Annotated in this window: 14 protein-coding genes; 11 read left to right on the top strand and 3 right to left on the bottom strand. The window is 61.9% G+C overall.

Annotated features, from left to right (window positions below; translation table 11 throughout):
- The first annotated feature begins 39 nt into the window (after positions 1-39).
- The 3 genes from GOX88_RS10340 (at position 40) to GOX88_RS10350 (ending at position 3708) form a co-directional block, all read left to right on the top strand.
- The gene (locus GOX88_RS10340) at positions 40-1392 is read left to right on the top strand and encodes a formimidoylglutamate deiminase (RefSeq protein WP_170401085.1); all 1353 of its coding nucleotides are present in this window, start codon (positions 40-42) and stop codon (positions 1390-1392) included.
- Positions 1393-1401: 9 nt separating this feature from the next.
- Positions 1402-2106, top strand: coding sequence for a GntR family transcriptional regulator (locus tag GOX88_RS10345; protein WP_170401086.1), 705 nt, complete (start codon positions 1402-1404; stop codon positions 2104-2106).
- A gap of 84 nt (positions 2107-2190) precedes the next feature.
- Positions 2191-3708: a malonate--CoA ligase gene (locus GOX88_RS10350; protein ID WP_170401087.1), complete on the top strand. Its 1518-nt coding sequence runs from the start codon at positions 2191-2193 to the stop codon at positions 3706-3708.
- On the opposite strand, the gene GOX88_RS10355 is transcribed toward GOX88_RS10350, so the two are convergent.
- The 3 genes from GOX88_RS10355 to GOX88_RS10365 form a co-directional block, all read right to left on the bottom strand.
- On the bottom strand, positions 3695-4432 hold the full coding sequence (locus GOX88_RS10355) for a metallophosphoesterase family protein (protein ID WP_170401088.1): 738 nt from the start codon (positions 4430-4432) through the stop codon (positions 3695-3697). The two genes, GOX88_RS10350 and GOX88_RS10355, sit on opposite strands and share 14 nt — an antisense overlap.
- Before the next feature lie 117 nt (positions 4433-4549).
- Positions 4550-6145 (bottom strand): phosphoglycerate dehydrogenase, encoded by a 1596-nt coding sequence (serA, locus tag GOX88_RS10360; RefSeq protein WP_170401089.1) that lies wholly within the window; start codon positions 6143-6145, stop codon positions 4550-4552.
- 59 nt (positions 6146-6204) lie between these two features.
- The gene (locus GOX88_RS10365) at positions 6205-7359 is read right to left on the bottom strand and encodes a phosphoserine transaminase (RefSeq protein ID WP_170401090.1); all 1155 of its coding nucleotides are present in this window, start codon (positions 7357-7359) and stop codon (positions 6205-6207) included.
- Between the two features lie 285 nt (positions 7360-7644).
- Between GOX88_RS10365 and GOX88_RS10370 the strand changes: the two genes are divergently transcribed.
- The 8 genes from GOX88_RS10370 (at position 7645) to GOX88_RS10405 (ending at position 19301) form a co-directional block, all read left to right on the top strand.
- Positions 7645-8229, top strand: a complete 585-nt coding sequence (locus GOX88_RS10370; RefSeq protein ID WP_170401091.1) for an ANTAR domain-containing response regulator — start codon at positions 7645-7647, stop codon at positions 8227-8229.
- On the top strand, positions 8226-9398 hold the full coding sequence (locus GOX88_RS10375; RefSeq protein WP_170401092.1) for an ABC transporter substrate-binding protein: 1173 nt from the start codon (positions 8226-8228) through the stop codon (positions 9396-9398). The genes GOX88_RS10370 and GOX88_RS10375 overlap by 4 nt, the downstream gene beginning before the upstream one ends.
- A 274-nt stretch (positions 9399-9672) precedes the next feature.
- Positions 9673-11040, top strand: coding sequence for a CmpA/NrtA family ABC transporter substrate-binding protein (locus GOX88_RS10380; RefSeq protein ID WP_170401093.1), 1368 nt, complete (start codon positions 9673-9675; stop codon positions 11038-11040).
- Between the two features lie 90 nt (positions 11041-11130).
- Positions 11131-12216 (top strand): ABC transporter permease, encoded by a 1086-nt coding sequence (locus tag GOX88_RS10385; RefSeq protein ID WP_170401094.1) that lies wholly within the window; start codon positions 11131-11133, stop codon positions 12214-12216.
- Positions 12217-12221: 5 nt separating this feature from the next.
- Positions 12222-13907, top strand: a complete 1686-nt coding sequence (locus GOX88_RS10390) for an ABC transporter ATP-binding protein (RefSeq protein WP_170401095.1) — start codon at positions 12222-12224, stop codon at positions 13905-13907.
- A gap of 5 nt (positions 13908-13912) precedes the next feature.
- Positions 13913-16345, top strand: coding sequence for a nitrite reductase large subunit NirB (gene nirB / locus GOX88_RS10395; RefSeq protein ID WP_170401096.1), 2433 nt, complete (start codon positions 13913-13915; stop codon positions 16343-16345).
- The gene (nirD, locus tag GOX88_RS10400; protein WP_170401097.1) at positions 16342-16674 is read left to right on the top strand and encodes a nitrite reductase small subunit NirD; all 333 of its coding nucleotides are present in this window, start codon (positions 16342-16344) and stop codon (positions 16672-16674) included. Before nirB ends, nirD begins: the two co-directional genes overlap by 4 nt.
- Entirely contained in the window at positions 16671-19301 is a 2631-nt protein-coding gene (locus GOX88_RS10405) for a molybdopterin-dependent oxidoreductase (protein ID WP_367648068.1), read from the top strand. The genes nirD and GOX88_RS10405 overlap by 4 nt, the downstream gene beginning before the upstream one ends.
- Positions 19302-19341: the final 40 nt, after the last annotated feature.

Genomic DNA, 19341 nt, shown 5'->3' on the forward strand with positions numbered 1-19341 from the left:
ACTTATAAAAATATAAAGTCTACACAAATTGGAGCCGAAATGCCGATCCATGCAAAAACTGCCTTATTAGGCTCTGATTGGGCTCATGATGTGCGGATCGCGGTCAATCACGGGCGCATCAGACACATACAGACACAGGCCATCGCCGAGCCCGGGGACGAGCGGGTGGATGTGCTGTTGCCGGCCATGGGGAACCTGCACAGCCACGCTTTTCAGCGCGCCATGGCCGGGATGACCGAAACCCGTGCGGCCGGGCGTGAGAGTTTCTGGACCTGGCGCAATCTGATGTACCGCTTTTTGGACCGTCTGACGCCGGAGCAGATCGAAGCCATCGCCGCGCTGGTGTTCATGGAGATGCAGGAGGCCGGGTATGCCTCGGTTGGTGAGTTCCACTATGTCCATCACCAACCCGGCGGTGCGCCCTATGACCAACTGTCCGAACTCAGCCAGCGCATCTTTGCCGCCGCGCAGCAAACGGGGATCGGTCTGACCCATCTGCCTGTGCTCTACACCTATGGCGGCGTCAAACAAGAGTCCCTCTCGGGCGGGCAGCTACGCTTTGGCAATGATGTGGAGCGGTTCCTCGAACTGGTCGACGATTGCCACACAGCATTACCTGAAACAGACTCTAAATTGGGGGTTGCCCCACATTCTTTGCGCGCGACTTCCCCGTCGGACCTGACCGAGCTGCTGAGGGCCGCACCCGAAGGCCCCGTGCATATCCACATCGCCGAACAAGTGCAGGAAGTCCGCGATGTTCAGGCCGTGCTGGGTCAGCGCCCAGTGGCCTGGCTGCTGGACAATGTGCCGGTAGACGCACGGTGGTGCCTGATCCACGCAACCCATATGACTGACGCCGAAACGGCCGCCCTGGCCCGGTCGGGGGCCGTCGCGGGCCTGTGTCCGATCACCGAGGCCAATCTGGGTGACGGTATATTCAACGGCGCTGTTTACACCGCTGAGGGCGGGCGTTTTGGCGTTGGATCAGACTCTAATATCAGAATTTCTTTGCCCGAAGAGCTGCGCACACTGGAATATTCACAGCGCCTGCGCGACCAGCAGCGGGCCGTTCTGGTCAGCGAGGGTTCGGTTGGTCACGCGCTATACACACAGGCAGCACTGGGGGGGGCGCAGGCCCTTGGCCGCGACGCGGGTGAGATTGCCGAGGGTAAACTGGCCGATCTGGTGGCAGTCAACCGCAACCACCCGACCCTCTGCGCGCTCAGCGATGATCAACTGCTGGACGGGCTGTGTTTCGCCGCACCAGACGGGCTGGTCACCGATCTGTGGTCTGCCGGGCGGCATAGGGTGAAACAGGGCCGTCATGTTGCCCGCGACCAGATCATTCCCGCTTACCGATCCGCGATTGCGGACCTGCTGGCCTCGGTCTAAAGCTGCGCCATGCCTCAATCCAGTGACACCACCGGTTACAAAGACATCAAACAGACCGTGCTGGCGCGCATCCGGTCCGGCGAATGGCAGCCCGATGCGCTGCTGCCCAACGAACAGGAACTGGCCGTCGAGTTCTCCTGCACTCGCACCACGGTCAACCGGGCGCTGCGGGAGCTGGCCGATGAAGGTTATCTGGAGCGTCGCCGCAAGGCCGGTACCCGCGTGGCAAGCGCACCGCAACGGCAGGCACGCTTCACCATCCCTATGGTCCGGGATGAGGTCGAGGCACTGGGCGGCACCTATCGCTATGCGCTGGTTTCCTCCAAATCAGAGCCTGCACCCGAGTGGCTCAGCGCCCGCCTGGCCCTGAAACCGGGGCAAAACGTGGTGCATGTGCGCTGTATGCATTTCAATGGCAATACCCCGTTTCAGTACGAGGACCGGTGGATCGTTGCCGACTCGGTGCCGCAGGTGGAACAGGCGGATTTCTCTCAGATCGGCCCGAATGAGTGGCTGATCCAGACCGTGCCCTTCACCAATGTCGAGCTGAGCTTTCTGGCCAGCCGCGCCGATGCTACGGTCGCCGGGTTTCTGGACGTCCCAGAGGGCGAGCCGGTCTTTACCGGCGAGCGGATCACATGGCTGCAGGGGGAACCGGTGACCTTTGCCAAGATGTTCTTTGCCGCGGGCTACCGGATGACCACGGAATTCTGATCCCCGGCCCGATTTCCACTTTACCGCCTACCAATTCCGGGACAGATTCGGCCCGGTATTGAGCAGGCGCAAAGGAATAACGACATGGGCAACCCGCTTTATGACCGGCTGTTTGGCATTCACGCGGGCAAGGACACCCCGTTTCTTTACCTGCCCGATGGTCAGACCCTGACCCATGCCGCCTTTCTGGATATGGCCGCGCAGATCGCCAACGCCCTCAACGGGTATGAGCTGGGCCCCGGCGAGCGGGTGGCCGTACAGGTTGAAAAATCACCCGAGGCGCTGGCGCTCTATGCCGCCTGCGCGCAGACCGGGCTGATCTTTCTGCCGCTGAACACCGGCTACACCACGGCCGAACTACAGTATTTCATCGAAAACAGCGGCGCCAAGCTGGTCGTCTGCGACGATGCGAAAGCTGATGGTCTCGCCCCCATCGCCGCTGCCCAAAGCGCAAGGTTAGAGACGCTGAACGCCGATGGGTCCGGCAGCCTGATGCGGCGGTCCATGGGCATGTTGCCCGCGTTCGAGCCTGTTCGCCGCACCGAAGACGATCTGGCCGCGTTCCTTTACACCTCGGGCACCACAGGGCGATCCAAAGGAGCGATGCTGACACAGGCTAATCTGTTGTCGAACGCCGAGACGCTGGTGCAGGAATGGCGGTTCACAGCCGATGACGTGTTGCTGCACGCCCTGCCGATCTTTCACACCCACGGGCTGTTTGTGGCGACGAATGTGGTGCTGGCCTCGGGCGGGTCGATGATCTTTCTGCCGAAGTTCGATCTTGAGGACATGTTGCGCCTGATGCCGCAGGCCACCTCGATGATGGGGGTGCCGACTTTCTACACCCGCCTGCTGGACGATGATCGCTTCACCGGCGATCTGACGCAGCATATGCGGCTGTTCATCTCCGGCTCGGCCCCGTTGCTGGCGGAAACCCATGAGCGGTTCCAGGCCCGCGCCGGCCACCGCATCCTTGAACGCTATGGCATGACCGAAACCAACATGAGCACCTCGAACCCCTATGACGGCGAACGTCGTGCGGGCACAGTTGGCTTCGCCCTGCCGGATGTGGACCTGAAGGTCACCCATCCCGAAACGGGTGAAACCCTGCCACAGGGTGAGATCGGCATGATCGAGGTGCGCGGCCCCAACGTCTTCGAGGGCTATTGGCAGATGCCCGAGAAAACCGCCGCCGAACTGCGGCCAGACGGGTTCTTTATCACCGGAGACCTAGGGCGTGTGGACGAAGACGGCTATGTCCACATTGTTGGCCGCGGCAAGGACCTTATCATCTCGGGCGGCTACAACATCTATCCCAAAGAGGTCGAACTGGTATTGGATGATCAGCCCGGCGTGTTGGAAAGCGCGGTGATCGGCGTGCCACACCCGGATTTCGGCGAAACCCCGGTGGGTATTCTGGTGCCCGAACCGGGACAGTCCCCGGACCCCGAGGCCATTCTGGCCAATGTGCAGGACGCCTTGGCCCGGTTTAAACATCCCCGCAAGCTGATCGTGCTGGATGAATTGCCGCGCAACACCATGGGCAAGGTGCAAAAAAACGTCCTGCGCGAAGACTACAAGGACCTGTTCACCAAGGGTTAGGGGTCAGCGGCACCCGCCCGGCCTCGGTCAGCAGCCAGCAGTCCCGGCCTTCGAATACCGCAGTGGCCAGTGGACGGCCATAGCCCGCACCCGCGTCCAGATTGATCCGGGTACCGCAATGTTCGGCCCGGTCCACCGGTGTGTGCCCATGCACCACCAGCCATGGATGCGGGCCGGGGTCACGCAGAAACTCATGGCGTATCCAGACCAGATCATCCTCGGCCTGTTGTTCCAGCGGAATGCCGGGGCGGATGCCGGCGTGGACGAACAGCAACTCCCCTTCCTGATGGTACAGCGGCAGCGCATTGATGAAATCGATATGCGCGGGTGGCACCGCGGCGCAGGCGCGTTCATTGACCTGAAAGATGCGGTCTTCATCCACGACCTCAACACCGTATGAACCCAGCGTTTCCCGCCCGCCCAGACGCGGGTGAAGCCAGCTGAGCGTGATGGGCAGGCGATTGTCGGCAATCTCACAATCCTGCACGAACCGGGCCATCATCCGGTCGTGGTTGCCCTTGACCATCACCCAATTCCGACCCGCGCGCTGCCCCTCGATCAACAGGTCCAACACACCACAACTGTCGGGGCCACGATCCACGTAGTCCCCCAGAAACACGACGCGCGCATCCGGCCCGCCATCCTTCTCGATGAGGCGCAGCGCGTTTTCCAGCATCGCAAGCTGACCGTGAATATCGCCAACGGCATAGATGGGCGCGGTCATGAAAAATCCTTGGGCAAAGTGAGTACCCTGCTTTTGGCGCGTTTCCGGCCGCTGGGAAAGAAAATACCCGCGCCTTGAGTGGCGCGGGTACGGATTGTCTCAGAAATTCAACACCGCTCAGGCGACATCGAACTCCAGCGGTTTGATCTGGGTGAACAGCCCGGTTTCCGCCAGCTTGGCGCGTGCTTCGGCCGGAACCGGCTCATCCACATAAAGCAGCGCAATGGCCTCACCTCCGGCCTCGGACCGGCCAAGGGTAAAGTTGGCGATGTTCACGTCATTCTCGCCCATGGTCTGACCCAGAGTACCAATGATGCCCGGCACGTCTTCGTTGGTGGTATAAAGCATGTGCGCGCCCACCTCGGCGTCGATATTGATGCCCTTGATCTGGATGAAACGCGGTTTGCCATCGCTGAACACGGTACCGGCGATCGAGCGTTCTCGCTTGTCGGTGACCACGGTGACCTTGATGTAGCCGTCAAAGACTCCGGTCTTGTCCTGATTGGTGGTAGACAGCTGAATCCCGCGCTCTTTCGCGACAACCGGGGCCGACACCATATTCACTTCCGGGTTGAACTTTTTCATGATCCCGGCAACGACGGAACAGTTCAGGGCGGCCAGGTTCATCTCGGCTGCGACACCGTCATAGAGGATGTTGATCGCCTTAACCGGCTCATCTGTCATCTGACCGATGAAGCTGCCCAGATGACCGGCCAGCTTGATCCACGGCCCCATGACCTTGGCCTCTTCGGCGGTGACGCTGGGCATGTTCAGCGCGTTTTCCACCGCCCCGGTCAGCAGGTAGTTCGAGATCTGCTCAGCCACCTGCAGCGCCACGTTCTCCTGCGCTTCGGTCGTCGCTGCACCAAGGTGAGGCGTGCAGACCACGTTCGGCAGGTTGAACAGGGCGTTGTCCTTCGCCGGTTCCTCGCTGAATACGTCAAAGGCCGCGCCCGCAACATGACCGGAAGTCAGCGCCTCGGCCAGCGCCCCTTCGTCGACCAGACCCCCACGGGCGCAGTTGATGATACGCACGCCCTTCTTGGTCTTGGCGAGGTTCTCACGGCTGAGGATATTGCGGGTTTGATCGGTCAGCGGCACGTGCAGGGTTATGAAATCGGCGCGCGACAGCAGCTCGTCCAGTTCGACCTTTTCGACGCCCATCTTGGCGGCTTTCTCTTCGCTCAGATAGGGATCATAGGCGACCACTTTCATTTTCAGGCCCAAGGCACGTTCACAGACGATACCGCCAATGTTCCCGGCCCCGATGACGCCAAGTGTCTTGTTGGTCAGCTCGATCCCCATGAACTTGGACTTTTCCCACTTGCCCGCATGGGTCGAGGTGCTGGCCTCGGGGATTTGCCGCGCCACGGCGAACATCATTGCAATTGCATGCTCGGCCGTGGTGATCATGTTGCCAAATGGCGTGTTCATTACGATCACGCCTTTCTTGGACGCAGCGTCCTTATCGACGTTATCGGTTCCGATCCCGGCGCGGCCGATGACCTTCAGGTTGTCGGCTTTTTCCAGCAGAGTCGGCGTGACCTTGGTGGCCGAGCGGATGGCAAGGCCGTCATACTGGCCGATCACCTCGGCCAGCTTGTCCTTGTCCTTGCCCAAATCGGGCATGAAATCCACGTCGATGCCGCGATCGCGGAAGATCTGCACGGCGGTTTCGCTGAGCTTGTCAGATACGAGTACTTTGGGGGCCATATTCTCTGGTCCTTGAATTGTAAGAGAAGCCGGGCCTGAAGAGGCCCGGTGAAAAAAGGTCAGGCAGCTTCGGTTTGTGCTGCAATCTCGGCCTCGTAGGCCCAGGCCAGCCAGGGCAGCATCGCCTCAATATCCGAGGTTTCGACCGTACCGCCGCACCAGATGCGCAGGCCCGCAGGCGCGTCGCGATAGGCGCCGATGTCCAGCGCGATATTCTCGACCTCCAGCCGTTTGGCCACGGCCTTGGCGAATGTCGCACCATCCTGAATGCGCGGATCGGTGAATTTCAGGCAAACAGATGTGTTCGACTGCATCGCCGTGTCCTCGGCCAAGTTGGCGATCCAGTCGTTCTGATCGCAGAACGCGTGCACCGCCCCGGCATTGGCATCGGCGCGAGCGATCAGGCCTTGCAGACCACCGACCGAGCGCGCCCAGTCCAGCGCGAAAAGGTAATCTTCGACCGCCAGCATCGACGGCGTGTTGATGGTGGCCCCGGTGAAAATGCCGTCGATCAGCTTGCCGCCTTTGGTCAGGCGGAAAATCTTCGGCAGCGGCCATGCGGGTGTGTAGCTCTCCAGCCGCTCCACCGCGCGGGGGCTGAGGATCAGCATCCCGTGCGCAGCCTCACCGCCCAGCACCTTCTGCCAGCTGAACGTGGTCACATCCAGCTTGTACCAGGGCAAATCCATCGCAAAGGCTGCACTGGTCGCGTCGCAAATCGTCAGACCCTGGCGGTCATCAGCGATCCAGTCGCCATTCGGAACCCGCACGCCCGAAGTCGTACCGTTCCATGTAAACACAACATCATTGGCGAAATCGACCGAGGCCAGATCCACGATCTGCCCGTAATCTGCCGTCTTCACCTCGGCATCGATTTTCAGCTGCTTGACCACATCGGTCACCCAGCCCGAGCCAAAGCTTTCCCAGGCCAGCATCTCGACCTTGCGTTCGCCCAACAGCGACCACAGGGCCATCTCGACCGCGCCGGTGTCCGAGGCGGGAACGATGCCGATCCTGTAATCCGCCGGAATGCCCAGCACTTCGCGCGTGCCTTCGATGGCCGCCTTCAGCTTATCCTTGCCGACCGCGGCACGGTGCGACCGGCCCAGCGCGGCATCGGCCAGTTTGGTCAGATCAAATGTGGGGGGTTTGGCGCAGGGGCCCGAGGAAAAACGCGGATTCGCCGGCCGCGTTGCCGGTTGTTCGATAGTCATGTGTATTACCCTTCCAGATACACGCCCCTCGTTGGGGAGGGGTGTCCCACCTCAACACCTAGAAAGCCCGCCGCGGTGCAGCAAGCAAAAAAGACGCTTTGGAAGCAAAAAACGACGACTTCATTCGTGCCGCTTGCGGTCACAAGTTTCCGATAGGCGGCAAATCGATGCCTTCCGAATGCCACGCCCTAGGCATTTGACTGTTTTTTAGGCAGTGCAGGCGAGACATGGACAGAATCGCGCCCGATCCCTTGTGAACAAGCAACGCGCCGGTGAAAAGAAGCCATGCCAGACACGCTGACCATTGTCGTTGTTGAAGAAGACCGCGAACGCGCGATTGCCATCGTCGACGCGCTCAAGACGTCCGGGTCTTATGATGTGCATGTGATCGGCAATGTCTCGAGCCTGGCGCGGAAGATCGCGGCGCTGGTGCCGGATGTGGTGCTGATCGATATCGACAATCCCACTCGTGACATGCTTGAGGAACTGACGCTGGCCTCGGGCCCCTTGGAGCGCCCGGTGGCGATGTTCGTGTCGGGCGCGGCGGGGGATCTGGCCTCAACCGCGATCGAAGCCGGGTTGTCGGCCTATGTGGTCGACGGGATGCAGCCCGACCGGTTGAAACCGGTGTTGGACGCCGCCATTGCCCGCTTTCAGATCGTCCGCCAGATGCGCCGTGAATTGGCCGAGACCAAACGCGCGCTGGAAGAACGCAAGGTGATCGACCGCGCCAAGGGGCTGCTGATGAAGGCCCGCGGGATCGAGGAAGAAGAGGCCTATGCCCTGCTGCGCAAGGCCGCCATGGATCAGGGCCGCCGCGTTGCCGACGTGGCCGAAGCGCTGGTGACGGCCTCGGGGTTGCTGTCATGAACGCGGTCACCCTGCCCGTCGCCTATGTGCCTTTGGTCGATGCCGCCCCGTTGATCGTGGCGCATGAGATGGGCCTGGCCCGCGCCGAAGGGGTTGAGCTGGAGCTGATTGCCGCGCCCTCCTGGTCATCCGTTCGCGACATGCTGGCCTTTGGCCGGGTGGATGCGGCGCATTTATTATCACCGGTGCCGGTCGCCATGGCGCTTGGACTGGGTGGAGTGACTCAGCCCTTGTCCGCAGTCTCGGTCCTGTCGGTGAACGGCGATGTCATCGGGATCAGCCGGGCACTGGAAACGCGACTGCGTGAGACGGGCTACGGCTTCGACTTCCATGACCCGTTCAAGGCCGCCACTGCGTTGGCTTCGGTTGCGGATCGGCCTTTGGTGTTTGGCGTGCCCTTCCCGTTCTCGCTACATGTGGAACTGCTGCATTGCTGGCTTGAGGCCACCGAACTATCAGCGGTCGGGATCGAGGTACGCACCATTCCCCCGCCATTGATGGCGCAGGCGCTGGCCGAAGGGGATGTGGACGCGTTCTGCGTGGGCGAGCCCTGGGGCTCGGTCGCGGTGGAATCGCAGGCGGGGGCGCTGTTGTTGCCCGGTCAGGCGATCTGGGCCTTTGCCCCGGAAAAGGTGCTGGCCGTGCGCACCGAATGGGCCGAGACCGAACCGCACCTGCTGGGCAAGCTGATGCGGGCTGTCTGGCGGGCCGGTCGCTGGCTGGGCCAGCCGGGCAGCCAAACCGCCGCCGCAGAGATACTGGCGCGCGATACCTACCTGAACCTGCCGTCGGAGTTGATTGACCGGGCCTTGTCGGGTCGCTTCACCATCTCGGGGCAGGCGGAACAGCGCAAAGTTCCCGGCTTCCTCGAATTCCACGACGGGGCGGCGAACTTTCCATGGCGCAGTCAGGCCAAGTGGATCGCCCAGCGTCTGGCCGCACGGTACGGTCTGGACCCACATCTGGCGCGGGCGCAGGCAGGGAGCGTATTTCGCAGCGACATCTACCGCAATCAACTGGCCGATATCGGGGCCGACCTGCCCGGTGCGTCGGAAAAACTTGAAGGCGCGATTCGGGAAACCACCCCGGTCGCCTCGCATAACGGGCAATTGTCACTGAAACGGGACGCGTTTCTGGACGGGCGCATTTTTGACCCTCAGGATATCTGACGCCTAAAAATTAGGCAGCCTCCAGCGCCATACAGCGCAATCGCAGAAAATTACGCTGCATTGCAGCAAAATTGCTTGAGCCGCGCCCTGGTTTCTTCGAACCTGATCCCAACGGCACGCAATGGCGTGTGTCGATGAAATTCTTCCCGAAGTTTGGGATCGACTGAGCAAAGCCGCTCACACTCTGACCACGTCCTCCCGGTCAGAGCGTGCAGCGGCTTTTTTTGTTTTTCACCCCCGGTGACCCGGGAACATACGCAAGGGACAGACCCACATGAACAGACTGATTGCAGGCCTTGTCGCCACCACCGCCCTGATTAGCCCGGCCATGGCCGAGACGCTGGAACTGGAAAAAGACGAACTGACCTTCGGCTTTATCAAACTGACCGACATGGCCCCGTTGGCCGTGGCTTATGAGAACGGCTATTTCCTGGACGAGGGCCTGTTCGTGACGCTTGAGGCGCAGGCCAACTGGAAGGTTCTGCTGGACGGCGTGATCGACGGGCAGCTGGACGGCGCGCATATGCTGGCCGGTCAACCGCTGGCCGCGACCATCGGCTATGGCACCAAGGCGCATATCGTCACCCCTTTCTCGATGGACCTGAACGGCAACGGCATCACCGTGTCGAACGCGATCTGGGAAGAGATGAAGCCGAACATCCCGGTCATGGATGACGGTCGTCCACAACACCCGATCTCGGCCGAAGCGCTGGCCCCGGTGGTCGAGAAGTACAAATCCGAAGGCAAGCCGTTCAACATGGGCATGGTCTTTCCGGTCTCGACCCACAACTACGAGCTGCGCTACTGGCTGGCCGCCGGTGGTCTGAACCCGGGTTATTACAGCCCCGAAGACGTGACCGGCCAGATCGGTGCGGACGTGTTTCTGTCGGTCACCCCGCCGCCGCAGATGCCTGCGACGCTCGAGGCTGGCACCATCTATGGCTACTGCGTGGGTGAGCCGTGGAACCAGCAGGCCGTATTCAAGGGCATCGGTGTTCCGGTGATCACCGACTATGAGCTGTGGAAGAACAACCCCGAGAAAGTCTTCGGCATCACCGCCGAGTTCGCCGAGGAATACCCCAACACCGCCCGCGCCGTCACCAAGGCTCTGATCCGTGCCGCGATCTGGTTGGATGAAAACGACAATGCCAACCGCCCCGCCGCGGTCGAGATGCTGAGCCAGCCGGAATATGTGGGCGCCGATTTCGACGTGATCGCGAATTCGATGACCGGGACCTTTGAATATGAAAAGGGTGACAAGCGTGATGTGCCCGATTTCAACGTGTTCTTCCGCTATAACGCGACCTACCCGTTCTATTCGGACGCCATCTGGTACCTGACCCAGATGCGCCGCTGGGGCCAGATCGCCGAGCCGCAGACGGACGCGTGGTATGACGAGGTCGCCAAGTCGGTCTATCGCCCCGACATCTATCTGGACGCCGCGCGGATGCTGGTGGACGAGGGTCTGGCGAACGAGACCGACTTCCCCTGGGACAGCGATGGTTACAAAGCCCCGACGCCTGCCGAGGATATCATCGACGGCATTCCTTATGACGCCCGCCAGCCCAACGCCTACCTGCAAAGCCTGCCGATTGGCCTGAAGGGCGAGCAGGTCGTCGTTGGAACCGAAGTTCAAGGCTAAGGCTTTCTCCCCGGCCTGTGTGGCCGGGGTCTTCCACATCAACAGAATTCCACCCCGCCCGGACACCGATCCGGGCCAGGAGACCGCAAGATGACCGCCATCGACCACGACACGCTATCAAATGAGGCTGAACGCGAGGCGCGCCGTGCCCGCCTGTTCACCCGGATCAATGCCGCCGACAAATGGTTTCAGGTTCTGGGCCTGTCCTGGATCACCCCCGTCCTGCGCGCCGCCGCAGGAGACAATCCCCGCGCCCAGATGGGTGAAATCTGGCGCCTGCTGGCCGTGCCTTTGCTGGCCATCTGCGCCTTTTTGCTGCTGTGGGGCACGCTGTCGCCCAAGGTGCAGACCTCTCTGGGGGCCGTCCCCGGACCGGCTCAGGTCTGGTCCGAAGCCGTCAGCCTGCATCAGGACGCACAGGCCAAAGCCGCCAAGAAGGCCAAGTTCGAGGCGATGGTCGAAAAGCGGAACCAGAAATTCATCGACGCAGGTCAGCCTGAGAAGGTCAAAGAGGTCGCCTATACTGGCGCGCCGAGCTATTACAACCAGATCTGGACCTCGATCAAAACCGTCTTCTTCGGTTTTCTGATCGCCACCATCGTCGCCGTGCCGCTGGGCATTGCTGCCGGCCTGTCGCCCACTGCAAATGCCGCGCTGAACCCGCTGATCCAGATTTTCAAACCGGTCTCGCCACTGGCGTGGCTGCCGATCGTGACGATGATCGTCTCGGCCGCGTACGTCACCAATGACGGCTGGTTCGCAAAGTCCTTCCTGATCTCGGCCATCACCGTGACTTTGTGTTCGCTGTGGCCGACGCTGATCAACACCTCGCTGGGTGTGGCCTCGATCGACAAGGATCTGGTGAACGTCTCCAAGGTTCTGAAAATGAACACATACACCAAGATCACCAAGCTGGTACTGCCCTCGGCCCTGCCGTTGATCTTCACCGGCCTGCGCCTGAGCTTGGGTGTCGGCTGGATGGTTCTGATCGCAGCCGAGATGCTGGCGCAGAACCCCGGTCTGGGCAAATTCGTCTGGGATGAGTTCCAGAACGGCTCCTCCAGCTCGCTCGCCAAGATCATGGTGGCCGTCTTCACCATCGGCATCATCGGCTTCCTGCTGGATCGCGTGATGTACGCGCTGCAGTCGCTGTTCACCTTCTCGAACAACCGGTGATCGACATGGCTGTGATGGAATTCAAAAACGTCAGCAAATCCTTCGGCACCGGTACTGCTGCGACGGATGTGCTGAAAGACATCAACCTCTCGGTTCAGGAAGGCGAGTTCGTGGTGCTGCTAGGCTTTTCCGGCACTGGCAAAACCACGCTGATCAACCTGATGGCGGGGATCGAATTCCCGTCAAAGGGCAGCGTCACCTTCCGCGGCGCCCCCATCACCGGCCCCGCGCCGGAACGGGGGGTGATCTTCCAGAACTACTCGCTGATGCCGTGGCTGACGGTGACGGGCAATGTGCGGCTGGCCGTGGATGCGGTTTTCCCTAGGATGCCCAAGGCCGAGAAAGAGGAAAAGGTTGCGCATTACATCCGCATGGTCGGCCTCAGCCACGCCGCCACCCGCCGCCCCGCCGAACTGTCGGGCGGGATGCGGCAGCGGGTGAACGTGGCCCGCGCTTTGGCGATGGACCCCGAGGTTCTGTTGCTGGACGAGCCGCTCAGCGCGCTGGACGCGCTTACCCGCGGCAATCTGGCGGAAGAGATCGAAAAGATCTGGGAAGAGAACCGCAAAACCTGTGTCCTGATCACCAATGACGTGGACGAGGCGATCCTGCTGGCCGACCGTATCATCCCGCTGAATCCCGATGGCACTTTGGGGACCGAATTCAAGGTCTCGATCCCCCGCCCCCGCGACCGCTCGGCCATGAACCATGACGAGACGTTCAAGACGCTGCGTGGTGAGGTCACCAAATACCTGATGGATGTGGGCATCGAGGCCAAGGTCGAAGGTACCAAGACTCTGCCCGATGTGACCCCTATCCACGGTGTGCCTGCTGCGGTGAAAGAGGCGCAGACGGGCCTGATCGACGAGCGCTATCTGGATTTCAGCCAGTTGCACAAGGTCTACCCCACGCCCAAGGGCCCGCTGACCGTGGTCGAGGATTTCAACCTCAAGCTCAATCGGGGCGAGTTCATCTCACTGATTGGTCACTCGGGCTGTGGCAAGTCCACGGTACTGACCATGGCCGCCGGTCTGAACGACATCTCAAACGGCGCGATCAAGCTGGATGGCCGCCATGTCGAAGGCGCAGACCCCGAACGCGCCGTGGTGTTCCAGTCGCCCTCGCTTTTCCCATGGCTGACCGCCAAGGAAAACGTCTCGGTCGGTGTGGATCGCGTCTATCCGCGCGCCAGTCAGGCTGAACGTCAGGATGTGGTGGAATACTATCTGGAGCGGGTCGGTCTGGCCGATGCGATGGAAAAATCCGCCGCTGATCTGTCGAACGGAATGCGCCAGCGCGTCGGCATCGCCCGTGCCTTTGCGCTCAGCCCGAAACTGCTGTTGCTGGATGAACCCTTCGGGATGCTCGACAGCCTGACGCGATGGGAGTTGCAGGAGGTTCTGATGGAGGTCTGGTCCCGCACCAAAGTGACCACCATCTGTGTCACCCATGACGTCGATGAGGCGATCCTGCTGGCCGACCGTGTGGTGATGATGACCAACGGCCCGCAGGCCACGATCGGCAAGATCACCAATGTCGATCTGCCGCGCCCGCGTACCCGCAAGGCGCTGCTGTCCCATCCCGACTACTACAAATACCGGCAAGAGGTGTTGGATTTCCTCGAGGAATACGAGCACGGCGCAAAGCCCAAGCCCAAGACCCCTGCCCCCAAAGCCATTGCCGCGGAGTGAATGACATGAAACAGAAACTAGTGGTCATCGGAGCCGGCATGGCCTCGGGCCGGGTGCTGGAGCATCTGACCGACGCCGCCCCCGATGCGTTCGACATCACCCTGTTCAACGCCGAGCCGCGCGGCAATTACAACCGCATCATGCTCAGCCCGGTTCTGGCCGGTGATCAGACCTATGAAGAGATCGTGACCCATGACGACGCCTGGTATGCCGAACGTGGCATTACCTGTCGGTTTGGCGAGAAAGTGGTCAAAATCGACCGCGAGCTCAAAGTCGTCGAGGGCGAAAACGGTCATGTGCCTTATGACAAGCTGATCTTTGGCACCGGCTCGAACCCGTTCATGATCCCGATGCCGGGGCATGATCTGGATGGTGTGATCGCCTATCGCGATCTGGAAGACACGCAGCAGATGATGGGCATGGGCGCGGGCAACAAGGTCGTCGTGATCGGTGGCGGCTTGCTGGGCCTTGAGGCCGCGGCAGGCATGGCCGCGCGCGGTGCCGACGTGACCGTGGTGCATATCATGGGCCACCTGATGGAGCGTCAGCTGGACCCCGCCGCAGGTTACCTGTTGAAGAAATCGCTGGAAGAAAAAGGCATCACCGTTCTGCTCAACGCCAAATCGACCAAGATCGCTGGCAAGAACGGCAAGGCCCGTGCGTTGCTGCTGGACGATGGGACCGAATTGCCCTGCGACCTGCTGGTAATGGCGGTGGGCATCCGCCCGAATACCGCACTGGCGCAGGACACGGGCCTTGCCGTTGGGCGGGGCATCCATGTGGACGATCAGATGATCACCTCGGATGCCGATATCTATGCCGTCGGCGAATGCGTCGAACATCAGGGCGAGGTTTTCGGCCTTGTCGCGCCGCTCTACGATCAGGCGAAAGTGCTGGCGCAAACCCTGCTGGGAGAAGAGGCCGCGTTCAAACAGCGCTCGCTGTCCACCAAGCTGAAGGTCACCGGCTGCGACCTGTTCAGCGCCGGTGATTTTGCCGAAGGCGAGACCCGCGAAGACATCGTTTTCCGCGATCCGGCCCGTGGCGTCTACAAACGGCTGGTGCTGGAGGACGACAAGCTGGTCGGCGCGGTCATGTACGGCGATACCGGCGACAGCAACTGGTTCTTCGGCCTGATCCGCGATGGCGAAGACGTGTCCGAGATGCGTGAGACGTTGATCTTTGGTCCGGCCTATCAGGGGGGCGGCTCTGCGGACCCTCTCTCAGCCGTTGCAGCATTGCCGCCTGAGGCGGAAATCTGTGGCTGTAACGGCGTGTGCAAATCCGACATCACCGCAGCCATTGAAGGCGGCGCCGAAGACCTGGGCGCTATCCGCGCGACCACCAAGGCCAGCGCCTCCTGCGGGACCTGCACCGGGCTGGTCGAACAACTGTTGCAGGTCACGCTGGGCGACGATTTCCAGATGCCCATCGCGCAGCCTATCTGCGGATGCTGCGATCTGACCCACGAAGACGTCCGCCGCCTGATCAAATCGCAAGAGCTGAAAAGTCAGGAGGCCGTCTGGCAAGAGCTGGGCTGGAAGACGCTGAACGGCTGCCATGTCTGCCGCCCGGCGGTGAACTTCTATCTGCTGGCGGACTGGCCGGTGGAATATCAGGACGACCCACAAAGCCGTTTCGTCAACGAACGCAAACATGCCAACATCCAGAAGGATGGCACGTTCAGCGTGGTGCCCCGCATGTGGGGCGGTATCACCAATCCGGCCGAGCTGCGCGCCATTGCCGATGCGGCCGAGAAATACGACGTACCCACCGTCAAAGTCACTGGTGGCCAGCGGATCGACCTGCTGGGCGTGAAAGGGTCCGACCTGCCCTATATCTGGTCCGATCTGAACAAGGCCGGGCTGGTCTCGGGCCATGCCTATTCCAAGGGGTTGCGCACGGTGAAAACCTGTGTGGGCACCGATCACTGCCGGTTCGGCACGCAGGACAGTACCGGGCTGGGCGTGAAGCTTGAGAAAATCCTGTGGGGATCGTGGACGCCGCATAAGCTGAAGCTGGCGGTTTCGGGCTGTCCACGCAACTGCGCCGAGGCAACCTGCAAGGATATCGGTGTCGTCTGCGTGGACTCGGGCTATCAGATCAGCATCGGTGGTGCTGCCGGCATGGATGTGAAGGAAACCGAACTGCTGGTGCAGGTGCCGACCGAGGACGAAGCCATCGAGGTCGTCATGGCCATCACTCAAGCCTATCGCGAGGGCGGCAAGTATCTGGACCGTCTTTACAAATGGATGGTCAAGGTTGGCCTAGACTGGATCAAGGAAACCGTGGTGGATGATCTGGATAACCGCCGCGCGCTGGTCGAGCGGTTCGAGCTCAGCCAATCCATCTATCGCAAAGACCCATGGGCCGAGCAGGCCAAAGAGGCCCCGCGCTTTGCGCCACTGGCCGATCTGACACTGGAGGCCGCAGAATGAGCTGGATCGACATCGGACATATCAACGACATCCCCCTGCGCGGCGCGCGGGTTGTGAAAACCCCGGTGGGTTGCATCGCCCTGTTCCGCACGGCAGAGAATGAGGTCTTTGCCGCCTCGGACCGCTGCCCCCATAAGGGCGGCCCGCTGTCCGAAGGCATCGTGCACGGGCAGTCCGTCACCTGCCCGCTGCACAATTGGGTATTCGACCTGAACTCAGGAAAGGCCCAAGGCGCGGACGAAGGCCAGATCGCCACCTATCCGGTGCAGCTGGACGGCGACCGCATCCTGCTCGACAGCACCTCGCTGGGGCAAAGGAGCGCCGCGTGAAGGACCTGACCGCCTGCGCCAAGCGCTCGACCTGCCCCTATTGCGGGGTCGGCTGCGGTGTTCTGCTGCAGCCGGACAGTGCCGGGGGCCTGACGGTCACCGGCGACCCGGACCACCCGGCCAATCAGGGGCGACTCTGTTCAAAGGGTTCCGCGCTGGCCGAGACCATCAGCCTGTCGCACCGCCTGCTGGCCCCCCGTGTGTCGGGCGTCGAGACCGGTTGGGATGACGCGCTGCGATTGGTCGCCGACCGGTTCCGCGACACCATCTCGGAACACGGGCCGGATTCGGTGGCCTTCTATGCCTCGGGCCAGTTGCTGACCGAGGACTATTATGTCGCCAACAAGCTGATGAAAGGCTTCATCGGGTCGGCCAATATCGACACTAACTCGCGGCTTTGCATGGCCTCGACCGTGGCGGGGCACAAACGGGCTTTCGGCACAGACACCGTCCCCGGCACCTATGAGGATATCGACGAGGCCGATCTGGTGGTTCTAGTCGGGTCCAATCTGGCGTGGTGCCATCCGGTTCTGTATCAGCGTCTGATGGCTGCACGGCAGGCACGCGGGACAAAGATTGTGGTGATCGACCCACGTCGCACGGCCTCCTGCGACAGCGCCGATCTGCATTTGCCACTGGCAGCGGGCAGCGACGTGGCGCTGTTCAACCACCTGCTGGCTCAGATCGACGCACGTGGGCTGGTGGATACGAATTTCCTGCCGCATACCACCGGCTTTCATGCGGCGCTGGACAGTGCAAAGGCCGACGATGTGTCGGTCACCGGGCTGGCCCCGGAAGATATCGCGACGTTCTGCGACATGTGGACTGGCACCGAAAACGTGGTGACCATTTTCAGCCAGGGCGTGAACCAATCGACTGCGGGCAGTGACAAGGTCAACGCCATCCTCAACTGCCATTTGGCGAGCGGCCGGATCGGCAAACCGGGCTGTGGGCCGCTCTCGGTCACCGGGCAACCCAACGCCATGGGCGGGCGCGAGGTCGGGGGTCTGGCCAATATGCTCGCCTGCCATCTGGACATCGAGAACGCCGACCACCGCGCCGCCGTGCGCGATTTCTGGTCGGCGCCGAGGATACCCGAAGCCCCCGGCCTGAAAGCGGTGGACATGTTCCGCGCCATCGGCGACGGGCAGATCAAGGCGCTGTGGGTGATTCATACCAACCCCGCCGTGTCGATGCCCGAGGCTGATGCGGTGCGCGACGCCATCGCAGCCTGCCCGTTCACCGTGGTCTCGGACATCACCGACCGCACCGATACGGCACGGCTGGCCGATGTGCTGCTGCCCGCCGCGGCCTGGGCCGAGAAAGAGGGCACCGTCACCAATTCCGACCGCACCATCAGCCGCCAGCGTGCGGTTCTGCCCGCCCCCGGAGAGGCCCGCGCCGACTGGGACATCCTGTGCGAGGTCGGGCGGCGGATGGGCTGGGCCTCGGTCTTCGATTACCAAAGCCCCGGCGAGATTTTCCGAGAACATGCGGCGCTGTCAGGCGTGGCGGCGCGGTTCGGCAAGGATTTCGATATTTCGGGCCTCGCCGATCTGAACGCCGCGGGTTATGACGCGCTGGAACCGACGCGCTGGCCTGTGTCAACCACAAGGCAGGGTGGGCGGTTCTTCGCGGATGGGCAGTTCTTTCACCCTGATGGCAAGGCCCGGCTGTTGCCTGTCAAATGGCGCCCCCCGGCGGCGCAGACCGGTCCGCGCTATCCGTTCTGGCTGAACACCGGCCGGCTGCGCGACCAGTGGCACACGATGACTCGCACCGGGCTATCTCCCCGCCTGTCGGCGCACCTGCCCGAGCCATTTCTAGATATCCACCCGGACGACGCCCGGGTCCACAAGATTTCCGCCGCCGATCTGGTCGAAGTGACCAGCCCCCATGGCAAAGCCATTCTGCGCGCGCGGATCAACAGGGATGTCTCTCAGGGTCAGGTTTTCGCCCCGATCCATTGGACCGGAGAAATCGCGCCCTCGGCCCGCATCGACGCGGTAGTGGCGGCGGCGACCGACCCAGTTTCAGGCCAGCCAGAAAGCAAGGCATCGGTCGTGAATGTCACCCGGTTCAACGCTGTATGGTACGGCTTTGCGGTTTCCGACCGGGAGATGAGCCCAAGCTGCGACTACTGGGCCCAAAGCCCGACGAAATCCGGTTATCGCGCAGAACTGGCGGGGCTGCACCCCGTCGAAGACTGGCACGCCGCAGCCCGAGACCTGTTCGGGTTACCGGATGCCGAAATCACTGCGGTCGAGGACCCGGCCCGAGGCGTGGCCCGTCTGGCCTGCCACCAAAACGGACGGCTGGTTGCGGCGCTGTTTGTCTCGCCCCAACCGGTCGCGGTGATGCGCGACTATCTGGCGACACTGCCACAGGTGCCCAATCTGGGCCTGCTTTCGGGCCGCGCCCCGGCAGACATGCCGGACCCGGGGCCAATCCTGTGTTCCTGCTTTGATGTCGGGGTGAACACGATCCTGACAGCGATCGAGACCCAGAGACTGATCTCGGTCGAAGCCATTGGCGAGGCACTGCAGGCCGGAACCAATTGCGGATCCTGCCGCCCGGAACTTGCCACGCTTCTGGCCTCGGCCCAACAGAAAGAGGCCGCCGAATAGAAAAACCCCCGCCTTGGCGGGGGTTTTGATTTGGAGCTTT

Source organism: Ruegeria arenilitoris, assembly GCF_013030985.1.
In the GTDB taxonomy this organism is placed as follows: Bacteria; Pseudomonadota; Alphaproteobacteria; order Rhodobacterales; family Rhodobacteraceae; genus Ruegeria; species Ruegeria arenilitoris_B.

Excerpts from the sequence above, each read along its gene's own strand:
- GOX88_RS10355 (WP_170401088.1), bottom strand. The coding sequence starts at position 4,432 with ATGACCGCGCCCATCTATGCCGTTGGCGATATTCACGGTCAGCTTGCG.
- GOX88_RS10350 (WP_170401087.1), top strand. The coding sequence starts at position 2,191 with ATGGGCAACCCGCTTTATGACCGGCTGTTTGGCATTCACGCGGGCAAG.
- GOX88_RS10365 (WP_170401090.1), bottom strand. The coding sequence starts at position 7,359 with ATGACTATCGAACAACCGGCAACGCGGCCGGCGAATCCGCGTTTTTCC.
- GOX88_RS10375 (WP_170401092.1), top strand. The coding sequence starts at position 8,226 with ATGAACGCGGTCACCCTGCCCGTCGCCTATGTGCCTTTGGTCGATGCC.
- GOX88_RS10385 (WP_170401094.1), top strand. The coding sequence starts at position 11,131 with ATGACCGCCATCGACCACGACACGCTATCAAATGAGGCTGAACGCGAG.
- GOX88_RS10340 (WP_170401085.1), top strand. The coding sequence starts at position 40 with ATGCCGATCCATGCAAAAACTGCCTTATTAGGCTCTGATTGGGCTCAT.
- GOX88_RS10345 (WP_170401086.1), top strand. The coding sequence starts at position 1,402 with ATGCCTCAATCCAGTGACACCACCGGTTACAAAGACATCAAACAGACC.
- nirD (WP_170401097.1), top strand. The coding sequence starts at position 16,342 with ATGAGCTGGATCGACATCGGACATATCAACGACATCCCCCTGCGCGGC.
- nirB (WP_170401096.1), top strand. The coding sequence starts at position 13,913 with ATGAAACAGAAACTAGTGGTCATCGGAGCCGGCATGGCCTCGGGCCGG.
- GOX88_RS10380 (WP_170401093.1), top strand. The coding sequence starts at position 9,673 with ATGAACAGACTGATTGCAGGCCTTGTCGCCACCACCGCCCTGATTAGC.
- serA (WP_170401089.1), bottom strand. The coding sequence starts at position 6,145 with ATGGCCCCCAAAGTACTCGTATCTGACAAGCTCAGCGAAACCGCCGTG.
- GOX88_RS10390 (WP_170401095.1), top strand. The coding sequence starts at position 12,222 with ATGGCTGTGATGGAATTCAAAAACGTCAGCAAATCCTTCGGCACCGGT.
- GOX88_RS10370 (WP_170401091.1), top strand. The coding sequence starts at position 7,645 with ATGCCAGACACGCTGACCATTGTCGTTGTTGAAGAAGACCGCGAACGC.